The sequence below is a fragment of the Nocardia spumae genome (assembly GCF_020733635.1).
Lineage (GTDB): Bacteria > Actinomycetota > Actinomycetes > Mycobacteriales > Mycobacteriaceae > Nocardia > Nocardia spumae.
Map to the genome: position 1 here is coordinate 5,850,662 of NZ_JAJFZL010000001.1, position 14,224 is coordinate 5,864,885.

General features: G+C 68.1%; 14 protein-coding genes and 1 tRNA gene. 9 read left to right on the top strand and 6 right to left on the bottom strand.

Annotated elements, in window-relative coordinates:
* Positions 1–46 precede the first annotated feature (46 nt).
* Positions 47–1,705 carry an arginine--tRNA ligase gene (argS, locus tag LKD76_RS26020; RefSeq protein WP_227984045.1) on the bottom strand — a complete coding sequence of 553 codons (1,659 nt, stop codon included), beginning with the start codon at positions 1,703–1,705 and terminating at the stop codon, positions 47–49.
* A gap of 130 nt (positions 1,706–1,835) precedes the next feature.
* Here argS and LKD76_RS26025 point away from each other — a divergent pair, with 130 nt between their 5' ends.
* The gene (locus LKD76_RS26025) at positions 1,836–2,183 is read left to right on the top strand and encodes a hypothetical protein (protein ID WP_227984046.1); all 348 of its coding nucleotides are present in this window, start codon (positions 1,836–1,838) and stop codon (positions 2,181–2,183) included.
* A 113-nt stretch (positions 2,184–2,296) separates the two neighbouring features.
* Positions 2,297–2,372, top strand: a tRNA-Arg gene (locus LKD76_RS26030).
* Positions 2,373–2,839: 467 nt separating this feature from the next.
* On the opposite strand, the gene LKD76_RS26035 is transcribed toward LKD76_RS26030, so the two are convergent.
* On the bottom strand, positions 2,840–3,778 hold the full coding sequence (locus LKD76_RS26035; protein ID WP_227984047.1) for an undecaprenyl-diphosphate phosphatase: 939 nt from the start codon (positions 3,776–3,778) through the stop codon (positions 2,840–2,842).
* Between the two features lie 170 nt (positions 3,779–3,948).
* Positions 3,949–5,376, bottom strand: coding sequence for an MFS transporter (locus LKD76_RS26040; RefSeq protein ID WP_227984048.1), 1,428 nt, complete (start codon positions 5,374–5,376; stop codon positions 3,949–3,951).
* A gap of 125 nt (positions 5,377–5,501) precedes the next feature.
* On the opposite strand from LKD76_RS26040, the gene LKD76_RS26045 reads away from it, so the two are divergent.
* Together LKD76_RS26045 and LKD76_RS26050 are read left to right on the top strand one after the other, a co-directional pair.
* Positions 5,502–6,095 (top strand): TetR/AcrR family transcriptional regulator, encoded by a 594-nt coding sequence (locus LKD76_RS26045; RefSeq protein WP_227984049.1) that lies wholly within the window; start codon positions 5,502–5,504, stop codon positions 6,093–6,095.
* 91 nt (positions 6,096–6,186) lie between these two features.
* A complete protein-coding gene (locus tag LKD76_RS26050) occupies positions 6,187–6,675 on the top strand; it encodes an FBP domain-containing protein (protein ID WP_227984050.1) in 489 nt (162 codons plus the stop codon).
* 148 nt (positions 6,676–6,823) lie between these two features.
* On the opposite strand, the gene LKD76_RS26055 is transcribed toward LKD76_RS26050, so the two are convergent.
* On the bottom strand, positions 6,824–7,399 hold the full coding sequence (locus LKD76_RS26055) for a TetR/AcrR family transcriptional regulator (RefSeq protein WP_227984051.1): 576 nt from the start codon (positions 7,397–7,399) through the stop codon (positions 6,824–6,826).
* A gap of 105 nt (positions 7,400–7,504) precedes the next feature.
* Here LKD76_RS26055 and LKD76_RS26060 point away from each other — a divergent pair, with 105 nt between their 5' ends.
* Entirely contained in the window at positions 7,505–8,674 is a 1,170-nt protein-coding gene (locus tag LKD76_RS26060) for an FAD-dependent oxidoreductase (RefSeq protein ID WP_227984052.1), read from the top strand.
* 7 nt (positions 8,675–8,681) lie between these two features.
* On the opposite strand, the gene LKD76_RS26065 is transcribed toward LKD76_RS26060, so the two are convergent.
* Positions 8,682–9,074, bottom strand: a complete 393-nt coding sequence (locus tag LKD76_RS26065) for a hypothetical protein (protein ID WP_227984053.1) — start codon at positions 9,072–9,074, stop codon at positions 8,682–8,684.
* Between the two features lie 153 nt (positions 9,075–9,227).
* On the opposite strand from LKD76_RS26065, the gene LKD76_RS26070 reads away from it, so the two are divergent.
* Positions 9,228–9,914 (top strand): hypothetical protein, encoded by a 687-nt coding sequence (locus tag LKD76_RS26070; protein ID WP_227984054.1) that lies wholly within the window; start codon positions 9,228–9,230, stop codon positions 9,912–9,914.
* On the opposite strand, the gene LKD76_RS26075 is transcribed toward LKD76_RS26070, so the two are convergent.
* Complete coding sequence (locus tag LKD76_RS26075; protein ID WP_227984055.1) at positions 9,911–10,927, bottom strand: extracellular solute-binding protein; 1,017 nt, start codon at positions 10,925–10,927, stop codon at positions 9,911–9,913. The two genes, LKD76_RS26070 and LKD76_RS26075, sit on opposite strands and share 4 nt — an antisense overlap.
* A 142-nt stretch (positions 10,928–11,069) precedes the next feature.
* Here LKD76_RS26075 and LKD76_RS26080 point away from each other — a divergent pair, with 142 nt between their 5' ends.
* From LKD76_RS26080 to LKD76_RS26090, 3 genes are all read left to right on the top strand, one after another.
* Positions 11,070–12,482, top strand: coding sequence for a metallophosphoesterase (locus LKD76_RS26080; RefSeq protein WP_227984056.1), 1,413 nt, complete (start codon positions 11,070–11,072; stop codon positions 12,480–12,482).
* A 60-nt stretch (positions 12,483–12,542) separates the two neighbouring features.
* The gene (locus LKD76_RS26085; protein WP_227984057.1) at positions 12,543–13,079 is read left to right on the top strand and encodes a MarR family winged helix-turn-helix transcriptional regulator; all 537 of its coding nucleotides are present in this window, start codon (positions 12,543–12,545) and stop codon (positions 13,077–13,079) included.
* Between the two features lie 73 nt (positions 13,080–13,152).
* On the top strand, positions 13,153–14,214 hold the full coding sequence (locus tag LKD76_RS26090; protein ID WP_227984058.1) for an Hsp70 family protein: 1,062 nt from the start codon (positions 13,153–13,155) through the stop codon (positions 14,212–14,214).
* Positions 14,215–14,224: the final 10 nt, after the last annotated feature.

Genomic DNA, 14,224 nt, shown 5'->3' on the forward strand with positions numbered 1-14,224 from the left:
TCCTTCCTCACACGGTCGCCGGATCGACGACTGCCGTTCCCGGCGTTCACATGCGCTCCGGTGCGGATACGCCCAGCAGGGCCAGGCCGTTGGACAGCACCTGACGGGTCGCGTCGACCAGTTGCAGGCGAGCGGCGTTGACCGGCTGCACGGGGTCGTCGTTCTGCGGCAGGATCCGCAGTGTCTTGTTGGTTTGGAAGCGGTGGTAGGCGCCGGCCAGTTCCTCCAGGTAGCGGGCGACGCGGTGCGGTTCACGCAGCGTCGCGGCACTGGCGACGACGGCCGGGAACTCACCGAGGGTGCGGATCAGCTCACCCTCTTCGTCGGCGGTCAGCAGGCCCAGATCCGGTGTGACACCGGCGAATTCGAACTCCGTGGCATTGCGGGCGACCGCGCAGGTGCGAGCGTGCGCGTACTGCACGTAGTAGACCGGGTTCTCACTGCTCTGCTTGGTCCACAGATCCAGGTCGATATCGATACTGGAGTTCACCGAACTGCGCACCAGTACGTACCGGGACGCGTCGACGCCGATCGCCTCGACCAGATCGTCGAGGGTCACCACGGTGCCGGCCCGCTTGCTCATCCGCACCGCGATCCCGTCACGCACCAGATTGACCATCTGGCCGATCAGCACCTCGACCGTGTTCGGATCGTCGCCGAAGGCAGCCGCGGCGGCCTTCAGGCGGCCGATGTAGCCGTGGTGGTCGGCACCGAGCATGTAGATGCACAGATCGAAACCGCGGGCGCGCTTGTTCTGGAAATAGGCGATATCGCCACCGATATAGGCGGACTTGCCGTCGCTCTTGATGACGACACGGTCCTTGTCGTCACCGTATTCGGTGCTGGCGATCCACCAGGCGCCGTCCTTGGAGTAGAGATTGCCCGATGCCTTGAGCTGATCCAGGGCCTTCTCCACAGCGCCGGAGGCGAACAGCGAACTCTCGTTGAAGTACACGTCGAAGTCGGTGCCGAAATCGTGCAGAGTCTGCTTGATATGGGCGAACATCAGCTCGACGCCCTCGTGGCGGAACAGTTCGTGCCGCTGGTCGGCCGGCAGGCTCACCGCGTCGGGGTGCGCGCTCGTGATCTTCTCGGCGATCTCGCCGATATACGCACCGGCGTAACCGTTTTCCGGAGTGGGCGCACCCGTCGCCGCGGCGACCAGCGATTCGGCGAACCGGTCGATCTGGGCGCCGTGATCGTTGAAGTAGTACTCGCGGGTGACATCGGCGCCCTGGGCGGCCAGGATGCGCCCGAGCGCGTCACCCACCGATGCCCAGCGGGTGCCGCCCAGGTGGACCGGGCCGGTCGGGTTGGCCGAGACGAATTCCAGGTTGATCGTGGTTCCGGCGAGCGTCCGCGCGGTGCCGTAGGCCTCACCCGCGGCCCGGATCTGCTCGACGATCGCGCCCTGCGCGGCCGCCGCGAGCCGGATGTTCAGGAAGCCGGGGCCCGCCACATCCGCGGATTCGATGCCGTCGGTGGCCGCCAGGGCGTCGGCCAGCAGACCGGCCAGTTCGCGCGGGTTCATTCCCGCTTTCTTGCCCACCTGCATAGCAACATTCGTGGCATAGTCTCCGTGTTCCGGATTACGGGGGCGCTCCACTTTGACCTCGTCGGGCAGGACCGCAGGGTCGGATCCACGTTCGACGAGCACCTTCGCCGCGGTCGCACGAAGGAGATCTGCAAGGTCAGCTGGAGTCACGACTCTCTATCCTATGGTCCGAGCGGGTATGCGCTACCAGCGGGACCTGCTACGGCACCCCGGCTCCGGGCCGAACCCCCGCGAACCCCCGCGAAACCCATCAGCCCACGACGAAGAGAGCGCAACGCCGATGCCGAACACCAGCGCCAAATCAGCGAAGGCGATTCGTGCCGCCGCCAAATCCGCCCCCGGCGGGGCGTTCAACGGCACCTCCACGCCACCGGCCCGTCGGCGCATCCCCTGGTGGCTCATCGGCGCGACGGTGGTGATCGTCGCCCTTGTCGTGTTGCTGATCGTCTATTTCGTCCCGAAATCGCGGCACCACGCCGACAAGGACGCCCCGGATCAGTCCCCCACCGGCCAGATGGACGGCGAACTGCCAGCGGGTATCCCCGCCATCCCGGCACTCCCCGGTATGCCCGGCGTTCCCGAGGGCATTCCCGGCGTACCCGTGCCGCCGGGCCAACCCGTCCGGTAGCCCGCGCGCAATCCCTGCTCGGGGCGGTCTTTTGGTGCACGCCGTGTGATGCGATACGCTTTCTCCGCCCGATCGGACGACGTACACACTGGTGTCGACCGGGTCCAATCCCCGCCCTCGTAGCTCAGGGGATAGAGCGTCTGCCTCCGGAGCAGAAGGCCGCAGGTTCGAATCCTGCCGAGGGCACCACGAAGGCCCCTGACCGTATGGTCGGGGGCTTTCTCGTCTGTCACTTCGGCCGGCCTGAGTGTCACGAGTTGTCACAGCCCCGCCGAAAGACTGACCGCCGGCAACGCTCTACCGGCGGTCGGCAACCTGGCCGTCGTCAGTGGACACCGAGGTCGATACCGAACATCAGCTCGATCCACTTCACGGCGGCGGTGAATCCGACGCCGAGGTCGACTCCGAATGAACCCATTGTCCTCATCTCCTTCGAAATGGATTCCTTTTCGCCCCTACCTGGATAATCGGAGTCCGCACCGGGCATTGTTACCAGCAAGCGGCGCATGAATTCGACATTTCTGCTGGTCAGAAGACCAATTCGGAGCATCGGCCGCGCGGCCCCGGCTGTGGCCACTCCCCGACCCGGCCGGTCCCTCCCCCGCTACGACCCCGATGACGCCGAGCGTGGCGTCGGAACCGGACTCGAACACGGCTCAGCCGAAGTGGACGATCGATACCACCCCCGCGATCACACAGTACGCGGCGAAGGGCAGCAGGGTGCGGGTGCGGAAGTAGTGCTCCAGGTAGCGGACCGCGAGCCACGAAGTGACACCCGAGACCACGGCGCCGACCAGGATCGGACCCCAGATGACCTCGGCCTTCGGGGAGATCAGGTCCGGGAGGTCGACGATGCCCGCGCCGAAGATCGCCGGGGTGGCGAGCAGGAAGGCGAATTTGGCGGCATGTTCGTGTTCGAGTCCGCGCCAGAGGCCGCCGACCATGGTCAGCCCCGCCCGGCTGAATCCGGTCAGCAGGGCGCCGGCCTGCGCGAATCCGATACCGACCGCATCGCGCAGGTCCAGTGCGGCCAGCCGGCGGTCGGTTTGGCGTGGCACCCCCGTTGCGGCGGTGTGGCTTTCGCGATGGGCCCGGCTCAGAGCGAAGCGGCGGCCGTATTCGGCCAGTGATGGTTCGTTGCGGCGGCGCAGTCCCTCCCCGATGACCAGCACCACTCCGTTGAGCGTGAGGAATGCGGCGGCGCACAACGGCGCCGCGAACAGTTCGTGCAGCGGATGCTCCAGTGCCGGTCCGAGCACCGCGACCGGCACGGTGGCGATGACGATCAGCCAGGCCAGGCGTTGCGGCACCGTTTCCAGCCGCCGGGTGCGCAGCATCGCGACGAAGCCGGCGATGATCGCGCACCAGTCGCGCCGGTAGTAGACCAGCAGCGCCACCGCCGTGGCCACATGCAACGCGACGACGAAGGCCAGATAGGTTGCGGCGGCGTCGGTTCCACCGTCTCCGGGCAGGCGCGCCCAGCGGCCACCCAGCCACGCCGCGACCAGGACCGAATGTCCGAGACTCGAGACCGGGAACAGCTCGGTGAACCCCTGCACCGCGCCGATGACCATCGCTTCGAAATAAGTGAGCATCGCGAGGAGTCTCGCACGCTTCGTTTAAAGGTTGCTGTGAGCGGAAGAGCCCTGAAATTCCTGGGGCGCAACACTTCTCGATTAGTCCGATTTGCCGGAAGTTGATCTTGCCCGATACGCGGCGGCCGCCCCGCGGAACGGGGCGGCCGTCATCGCTGTCAGGAGCCCGCTCAGGGCGCGGTGCGAATGCTCCGGAAGGTCCATGCCACAACGAAAGTCAGCACCCCGATTCCCGCCGCGACGGCGAAGGCCGTGGTGACCCCGCTGACCAGAGCGTGTGTGGCCGGGCCCGCGGCGGCGCGGGCCGCGGTGCCGAAGATCGTGACCAGGACCGCCAGCCCCAGCGCGGAACCGGTCTGCTGCAAGGTCTGCAACGCACCACCCGCCGCGCCGGCCTCTTCGGGCGCGATATTCGACATGATGATCACGTTCAGCGGCGAAAACGCCAGCCCGATACCGCATCCCATCAACGACGTCGCCACGAACAGCAGCGGGAAGTACGCGGTATCGACATCGAGCAGGGTCAGCAGTACCAGTCCCCCGACCATCGCCGCGGTGCCGGCCAGGGTGACCGGCTTGGGACCCAGGCGCGGCAGCAGCCGCGGAATCAGCCGGATCATCGCGAACATCAGCACGGCTGTCGGCAGGAAGGCGAAACCCGTTGCCAACGCGCTCATTCCACGCACGTCCTGCAGGTACTGGGTGAGGAAGAAGAACATGGAGGTGCCGGCCATCGGGCCGAGGAACATGTTCGCGTAGGCGGCCGCGCGGTTGCGATCGGCGAACAGACGCAGCGGCAACAGCGGTTGCACGGCCCGGGTCTCGATCACCAGGAACGCAGCGAGCGCGACGACACCCGCCGCCAGCGACAGATCGGTGCCCCAATCGTCCCAGCCGTCGGCGGCGGCGCTGATGAATCCGTAGACCAGCGCGGCCACCGCGGCGGTCGCGGTCACCGCACCGGGCAGATCCAGCTGAGCACGGCGCCGGGGCGCGTCGGGCAGATACCGCGCGGCCAGCAGTGCCACGATCACCCCGAACGGCACATTGATGAACAGCACCGACCGCCAGCTCAGCCATTGGGTGAGCAGTCCGCCCAGAATGAGCCCGATCGCGAACCCGGCGCTGGACATGCCCGAGAACAGTGCCAGCACCCGCACCCGCGTTTTCGGATCGGTGAACGTCGTGGTCAGCAGTGCGAGCGTATTGGGGCCGGCCAGCGCACCACCGAATCCCTGCGCGATGCGCGCGACGATCAGCCACGCGGCCGAGGGGGCCAGACCGCCGCCGAGTGAGGCGAGGGTGAACACGACCGCCCCGAGGATGAACATGCGCCGCCGGCCGAACAGATCACCGGCCCGTCCGCCCAGGAGGAGCAGCCCGCCGAAGACCAGCGTGTAGGCGTTCATCACCCAGGACAGCCCGGTGGCACTGAAATGCAGATCGGATTGGATGCGTGGCAACGCCACATTCATCACGGTGACATCGAGAACGATCATCAGCTGACAGGTCAGCAGTGTGGCTGTCACCACACCGGATCGCAGGCGTTCGGACCCCGCGCGCGGCTGCGCGGACCGGGAAATGGTGGAAGTGGACAAGTGCGCTCCATCGAGTGCGGAACTAAACGGAGATAGTCTCCGTTTCTGATGGAGATAGCATATGGAGAAGTTCTCCGTTTGCGCAAGACTAAGCGGAGAGTTCGTCCGTTTCCACTGGAGGAATCGTGAACGCACCGTCCACACCGGGACCCGCGTGTGCCGATGGGCCACGGCCCATGCGCGCGGATGCGCGGCGCAACTACCAGCGCATCGTCGACTGCGCGCGGGAAGCGTTCGCTGAACACGGCCCCGAGGCCCCACTGGACGACGTCGCACGCCGGGCCGGGGTGGGACCGGGCACCCTCTACCGCCACTTCCCGAATCGCGATGCGCTGATCGAGGCCGTCTATCGGTCCAGCATCGAAGGTCTGGCCGAGCTCGCCTATGAACTGACCCGAACCCACCCACCACTCGAGGCCCTGGAATTGTGGTTCCGCGCGCAGGTGGATTACGTGATGGACAAACGGAGTCTGGCGGTGACGCTGAAGGCGGCCATCGACCGCGGCTCGGAGGCCTTCACCCTGTGCTCGAAGCTCATCACCGACGCCGCGACGGCGGTGATGCGGCCGGCACAGGAGGCCGGGCTGGTCCGTCCCGAACTCGAACCGCGAGATCTGCTGCGATTGGGCCACGGCATCGGGGTCGCGTGCGACAACTCACCCGAGGCCGCCGATCGGCTGATCACGGTGACACTCGCCGGACTTCGCACCGGCGAGTAGACGGCGCGCGGCCGATATTCGATTGCCCGCGCCCACCCGTGGCCGTAGCCTCGCTCCGTTTCCATTCATCCATCCGGAAGGGAGTGAACACATGCAGTCACTGACCGAACGCGAGATCCGCTCGTCGTTCGTGAACTGTTCCAAGGGCGATGCCAAACGCATGCCGGTACCACGCGATCTCGACGATCAACCGTGGGAGGATCTGGATTTCTTCGGCTGGAACGACCGCTCCATGCCGGGGCGCGCCTATCTGGTGACCCCGCACGAGGATCGGCTGGTCGGCGTGGCGCTGCGCTACGAGACCGGCGGATCGGGACGGGCCCAGCTCTGCTCGATCTGCCTGACCACCCACACCGGTAGCGGCGTCTCACTGCTCACCGCGAACAAGGCGGGTGATTCCGGGCGGCGCGGCAATTCGGTCGGCATCTATATGTGCACCGATCTCGCCTGCTCGCTGTACGCGCGCAACAAGCGCCGCCCCGCACTGGGTAACCGCTATCGCGAGGATCTGACCGACGAGCAGAAGGCCGAACGGGTGCGCGCCAATCTGAGCGCGTTCATCGACCGGCTCTACAGCTGACCTCGCGCGAACCGCCCATCCCGACCGATCGGAGGTAGATGCCGTGCGCCGACACTCGACAACCGCACCGCGTCCCTGACCGCCCCGAGACCGCGCCGCCGGACTCGGGGCATTCTTATTTCCCGAACATGGTGTCAGCCGATACTTTTCACTCCGGCACCGAGGTCAGGTACCGCTGTATCGTCGCACCGATCGTCGTGACGATCTGCGCCCGCGGCATAGCCACCACCGGCGCCAGCCGCAGCACGTAGCGGCACAGCGCCAGACCCAGCATCTGCGTGACCACCAGCCCGGCTCGGCGCGGCGCGTCCGCGGGATCGCCGACGGCCGTCACCATCGGCATCAACTGCTCGGCGAAGACGCGTTGAAAGCGTTGCGCCACAGTGTCGTCGGAGACCGAGGAGCGCAGCAGCGCCAGCATCAGCTCGCTCCCGGGCGGGGTCTCCCAGATCTCCAGGAACCGCCGGACGATCGTCTCGCCGAGCGCGTTCTCCTCGACCGTGGTCAGATCCGGCAGCGCCAGATCCACGGTCAGCGCCGCATCGAACAAACCGTCCTTGCTGCCGTAGTAGCGCATCACCATCGACGGATCGATTCCGGCGTCGGCGGCGATCGCGCGAATGGTCGCCTTGCCGAAACCCTCGCGCGCGAAACGACGGCGGGCGGCTTCCAGGATCGCCGCCCGGGTGGCGTCAGACCGCCGCGCCACAGTCTCCTCTGTCATGCCAACAATCGTAGGCCAACAACTGTTGACTTGCCACGGCGGCCCGATTTATGCTCGTGTCAACATCCGTTGGCCAACGTCTGTTGGCAAACATGAGGAGTCGCCATGACCAGCACTGTTCCCGCCACCGCGGCGGTCGTCATCGTCGGAGCCGGACCTGCCGGGCTGACCGCGGCCATCACCCTCGCCGATGCCGGTGCCGATGTGGTCGTCCTCGACCGGCTCGCCGCCGGGGCCAACACCTCCCGGGCGGCGGTCGTACACGCCCGGACCCTGGAGGTGCTCGACGAACTAGGGGTCGCGTCGACACTGCACGAACTGGGTCTCGAGGTCCCCCGCTTCGTTCTGTACGACGGCCCACGGCGCCTGGCTACGGTCGGATTCTCCGGGCTGCCGACCGCGTACCCCTACACGCTCATGCTGGGCCAGGAGGTCACCGAGGCGGTCCTGCTCGAGCGGTTGCAGCGAGCCGGTGGCACGGTCCTGCGCCCCTACGAGGTTTCGGCGGTCACCACGGAAGCGGAAGGTGTGCTCGTCGAATTCACCGATGCGGCAGGGGTTTCCGGATCGATCCGGGCGCAGTACGTCATCGGCGCGGACGGTATGCACAGCCGGGTGCGCGAGGCGGCCGGTATCGAATTCAGCGGCGCTACCTATCCGGAATCGTTCGTACTCGCCGATGTGCGGATGCGGTGGCCGGCCTCGCGTGAGGAGGTGTCGCTGCACGTCGCCCCCGAGGGCGTCACGGTGGTCGCGCCACTGCCGGACCCCGCAGGCGATCGGTTCCGCATCGTCGCCACCGTCCCCGAGGCACCCGAACAGCCCACCCTGGCACAGGTACAGGCGGTCCTCGACGCCCGCTGCCCCGGTGCGCTGGTGCGAGAAGTTCTGTGGAGCTCGCGCTTTCGCGTCCACCACCGGCTGGCCGAGCACTACCGCGCGGGGCGCATCCTGCTGGCCGGCGATGCCGCCCACGTGCACAGCCCGGCCGGCGGGCAAGGGATGAACACCGGAATCCAGGACGCGGCGCTGCTGGGCAGCCTGCTGGTCCGGGTGCTGGGCGGCGAATCCGACACACTGCTCGACGACTACGAGCGGACCCGGCGGCCGGTGGCGCTGGGAGTCGTGGAGTTCACCGATCGTATGACCCGGATGGCGACTCTGCGCCGGCGGCCGGCACGGGCGATGCGCAATACCGTCATCGGGATCGGAGCCCGTATTCCCGCCGTCCGCACCGCCCTGGCCTACCGGCTGGCCGAACTGGCCAACCGGTGAAATGCGCTCAGGCGCAGGTCAATCCGAACTCCGCGGTCGCGGTCTTCCCCGCCACCACATCGACCTTTCGAGCGGTGTCGGAGGCCAGGCGGCAGCCCATCGGCACCGAGGTCACCTGGACCTGATAGCAATCGGTGGCGAAGTCCTGGTGCGCGCGACCGTCCCGGCCCGTGGTCAGCGTCGCCAGCACCGAGCCGGCCTGACAGGTGGTCACTCCGGCGGCCAGTCCGGCGGCGGCGTACTTCTCCGGGCCGTGAGTCGCCACCACTTCGATCGTCCCATTGCCGTTACCGGCTCCGTTGCCGTTGCCGTCGGCCTTGCCGTTGTCGGCCTCGGCGGCGCAGGCGAACGTCGGTACTACGACTGCACACAGCGATATCGCGAACAGTATGCGGCGCACCTGATCTCCTCTCACTGAAACGGGTCGCCCCAACTGTAGGCGCAGTGGGCGCTCACGACGGTCCCGATGAGCGGGACCGCGCGCCGAATCTCCCGCGGGCGGGGGTAGACGACACTACCGTCGGCGCAGCGCTGTCCCGCGAAAGGATTCCGAATGAAACTGATGTACCTCCTGTGGGGACCGGCGCCGGACGGCGCGCTGCACTCACCGGCATTCCACGAGCGGCTCGCCGCCGCGGGTGCCACCGCCCTACAGGTCAACGTGTGCGATGCCGAGGTCGCGGCCGCGCAGTTGCGCATCAGCACCTACGACGAGCCGGTGGCCGCGGTCGTCGGTGTGTGGAGCGATGCGGACAACGGGCCGATCACCGATGTCCTGGGCACCGTCGCCGAGCGCGTCAACGGCTGGATCGTGGACGAGCGCGAACCGCTCGCCACGCCCCGCCCACCCGACGGGACCCGCTACGACGCGCTGGCCAATATCGCGCTGCTGCGGATCCCGGCGGAGCTGAGCCGCGCGCAATGGCTGCACAACTGGCAGGACCTGCACACCACGGTGGCGATCGAAACCCAGGCCACCTTCGGCTACGTCCAGAACACGGTGGTCGCCGCCGTGACCCCGGGTCCGCGGGTGGACGGGCTGGTCGAGGAATTGTTCCCGATGGACGCCATGACCGACCAGCACTCGTTCTGGGGCAGCGGCGGCGACGACGCGGAACTGCAGCGGCGGGCCGGGCGCATGATGACCAGTGTCGCCACCTTCGGCGCCGACCGTGATCTCGATGTCATCCCGACCAGCCGCTATCGCTACGACCTGACCGCGTATTCGCCGCGGGACTAGAGGAGTCCGGCCGCCCGCATCAGCGCCACGACCTTGTCCGGGTCCGGCGCGCTCGGATCCACCCGGGGTGGGTCCAGCGAGTCCAGCGGGGGCAGGGCCGGATCGGCCGGAACACCGGTAGCCACCGGATATTCCAGAGCCGCACCGCCACTGAGCAGGTGCTGACCGGCGGCACCGGTGACGAAGCGCAGGAAACGCTGGGCGTCGTCGGCATGCCGGCTCGCCGTCAGCACCCCGGCGCCCGCCGGGGAAATGTAGGCGCCCGGATCCCGGCCCCGGAAGTAGTGCGGCAACGACGGTCCGCCGGCCGGTTCCGGTGCGATCCGGTCGCGGTACCAATCAGTGGCGAACAGCAGCGCCCCGCCGGTCCGGCCCGTACCCACCGACTTCAACGCGGCGACCGCGTTCGGTGCGGCGGGCGCGTTGTCGTGCACCCCGTGCAGCCAGGCCCGGGTGGCATCCTCACCGTCGAGTACCAGCAGCGCCGCGACGATCGCCTGGAAATCGGCGCCGTGCGGATCCGCGGTCCAGCGGTCGTGCCATCGCGGTTGCTGCAGATCGAGCAGGGAGGCGGGCAGTTCTGCGGGCGGTATCCGGACCGGGTCGTAGGCGAATGCGGTGGCGCGCGCGGCGATTCCGGTCCATCGGCCGGAAGCGGGGCGAAAATCGGCGGTTACCTGCGCCAGGGTGGCGGGATCGAGATCGGCGAGCAGACCGGCCCGCTCGATCTTCGCCATGGCCGGCGCGTTCTGGGTGAGTACCACATCGGCGGGTGATCGATCTCCCTCCGCGACAACCTGATCGGTGAGTTCGGTATCGGTGGCGTTGCGCACCGTCACCCGGATGCCGGTCTGTTCGGTGAAGATATCGGCCCACTGCCGGGTCAGCCGCTGATCATGGGAGTTGTACACCACGATCTCGTGCTCGTCCGACGATGCCGAACAGGCGGTGACCATCGCCGCTGCGGTCACCACCACCACGCCGAGCACGAGCTTCCACCGAGCCGTTGCCATGGGCCGTCCTTCCGATCGAGATTGCGCCGCTGCGACCGGCTAGCCAACCTACCCGGTGGCCTCCCGGCGCGAAACACGGTGCGGCGATCGCCTCGGTAGGGTCTGCGGGGGACCGGAACCATCACCGCACGAGGGAGCGACGATGAGCTGCTGCGGGCCGAACCGCCGCCGGATGCTGGCCGCCCTGGCCGCCGCGGCGGCCGCCCCCATCGTGCCGGTCACCGGTTCGGCTCGGGCCCAGGCGAATTCGCTGGTCGCGACCGACCTCGAGCTGGTCACGATCACCGACACCTCGGCCGTCGTCACCTGGACCACGCTCGCGCCGGACCCCGCCGGCGCCCGGGTACCGGCGGATGCGGGCACCGAAATCCGGCTGGCGCCCGCCGATTCCGCCGCACCCGCCCGGCCGGTGCCGACCAGCGGCACGGATCGGACGCCGTATCACTACGCGCAGGTCGACGGGCTCGAGCCCGGACGGCGCTACCGCTTCGAGGCATGGTCGGACGGAGTCGCGGCGACCCCGGCCGCGAATCTGGTGACCCATCTGCCGGGCGCGCCGGAGTGCACGGGCGAATTCACCACGCTGACCCCGCCGCCGGGCCGCCTGCTGCGCACCCTCGCACTCTGCAACGATGTGCACTTCGGCGAGGAGATCAGCGGGCTGATCGCCGCGGGACTGCCACCGGGAGTACGCCAGGAGCCCGGACTGCCGCCCTATCCCGAGGTGATGCTGACCGCACTGATCGACGATCTGCGCCGGTCCGATCGCGGCGCGGATCATCTGGTCCTGGCCGGTGATCTCACCTCGGAGGCCACCCCGGATCAATCCCGCGCGGTCCGAAAACACCTGAACGCCTGGGGAACCGCGGGGCGGGACTGGTTCGCCGCGCGCGGCAATCACGACCGGCCGCACACCGGCGCCGACTACGCGTCGTGTCCGGAGGTGGCCGCCGATCACCACGACTGCTGGGGCGAATCCTTCCTCGCCCCGGGGCAATTCACCGAATCCCGGCTGGGCGGTCTGCGGCTGATCGGACTCGACACCACCGAACTCGACGGCTCCGGCGGCAGTATCGGCGCCGACCAGTTCGATCGGCTGCGCGAGTCGTTGCGGCGCGATCCGGATCGCCCCACTGTCGTCTTCGGCCATCACCCGGTGACAGCCGAATCGGGCGCGACCAATATCGCGGGCCCCGATTTCGTACTGAACCGTTCCGACGCGCTCACGTTGCAGCGGCTGTATCAATCGACCCCGGGGGTGTTCTTCCACCATGCGGGTCACACCCACCGCAATCGCCGCACCCGCCCCGATATCCCGCTCGGGGTGGAATTCCTCGAAGTGGGCGCGGTGAAGGAGTACCCGGGCGGCTACACCCTGCTGCGGCTGTACGAGGGCGGCTACATGGTGAATTTCCACAAAACCCGCACCGCGGACGCCTTGAGATGGAGTGCTCGCAGCCGCGCCGAATACGTCGGCCTGATGCCGGAATACACCCTCGGCACCACCGCCGATCGCAACCATGTTGTCGACGGTGACCTTTCGGGGTTGGCCTGATTCCAGCGGTGGCTGGTGCGGACCGCAGCATCCGGACAGACGGGCCAATACACTCGGCGTATGGCAGCACCTCGCCCGCTCCCGCTGGACCCCATCGAGGAGGCCCACCGCCAGTGGACCTCGCACGGCTGGGGCGATGTCGCCGACGGTATGGCGGCGGTGACCTCACTGGTGCGCGCCCAGCAGATCGTGATGGCCCGCGTGGACGAGGCACTGCGCCCATCCGGTTTGACCTTCTCCCGGTATGAACTGCTGGCGCTGCTGGGTTTCAGCAAGTCCGGCGCCCTGCCCATGGCGACGGCCAGTGCCCGGTTGCAGGTCCATCCGACCAGTGTCACCAATACTGTCGACCGGCTCGAGGCGGCCGAACTGGTCAAACGAGTACCACATCCGAGCGATCGCCGGGCAACCCTGATCGAGATCACGGACGCGGGCCGTGAACTCGCCGCCGCGGCGACCCGCGAACTGAACGAGAAAGTCTTCGCCCGACCGGGCCTACCACCGCAGCGCTTACAACTGCTGCTGCAATTGCTGGCGGAATTCCGGCGCGAAGCCGGTGACTTCGACACGGGCGACACGCCCACCAGGTGGGCCTGACGACCCGGCCGCCGGCATTCCGGTAGCGACATCCCGGCACGCTACCTTCCCATCGGCGGCCGAAAGGTTCACCATGGAGCCCATGGTGCTGGTCCTGGGCGTGTCGGCGGGTGCCGGTGGCGCGCGCGCGATACTCACCCATTCCGATCAACCGCACCTGCCGCCGATCGACCGCTGCGTGGTGCCGCGCCGCGCGGGTGCCGGCGTCGAGGAACCGGTGTTCACCGCGATCGAGACGATGCGCCGCTGCGCCGCCGAGCGCGACGAATTCGTCACCGGTGTCGCCGTGACCTCCCGATGCGCCCTGCACGCCGAGACGATCCGGGCCGCGGCCGGTCGCAGCCGGCTGACCGTCGTCGACGAACCCCTGGCCCAGTTGCGCTATCTGCGATTCACCGGGCAGCTCCCCGAGCAGGGTGCGGTCCTGCTCTACGACCTGGGCAGCGCGGGGCTCACCCTCACCGAGGCCGACTGCCGCACCGAGGCCATCCTGGCCGGGACCCACAGCACCCTGCTCGGTGGTGACGGACACGATGCGCTGCTGCGGTGGAGGCTGGCCCACAGCGGGGTGAGCATCGACAACGTCACCAGCCGCGCATACAAGGAACGCTTGAGCCACACCCCGGTGCTGACCGCCGGCGACCCCGCCACCGGTGAACGAATCGTGTTGACCCGCAGCGATTTCCACGAACTGGTCCTCGCCGGGGTACATCATTCCGTGTCGTACGTGCGACAGCTGATCGAGGAGACCGGGGTGCCGCCGCGGGCGGTCGCGCTGCTCGGCGGCTGCACCCGCAGTCCGAGTATCCGCGAATCGCTCGAACAGCTGCTGGATCTGCCGCTGATCTACGATCCGGAACCGGATTTCGTCTCGGTGCGCGGTGCGGTACTGATGGCCACCGAACAACCGGCCACCCGGTGGGTGCGCAGCATCCGCTTCACCCCACCGCCCCGCGCGCCGCGGGTATCCCGGCGCAAGCTGGTGGCCGCGCTGGTGGTGACCGCGACCCTCGGCGCGACTGTCACCGGACTGCTGGTGACCGGCCACGATTCGGCGAACTCCGGACGGTACGGCGTTCCGTCCGGACCGATGGAGGTAGCGGGAACGACCTCGGACCGCGTGCCGGGCAGGTGAACTCCCGGCC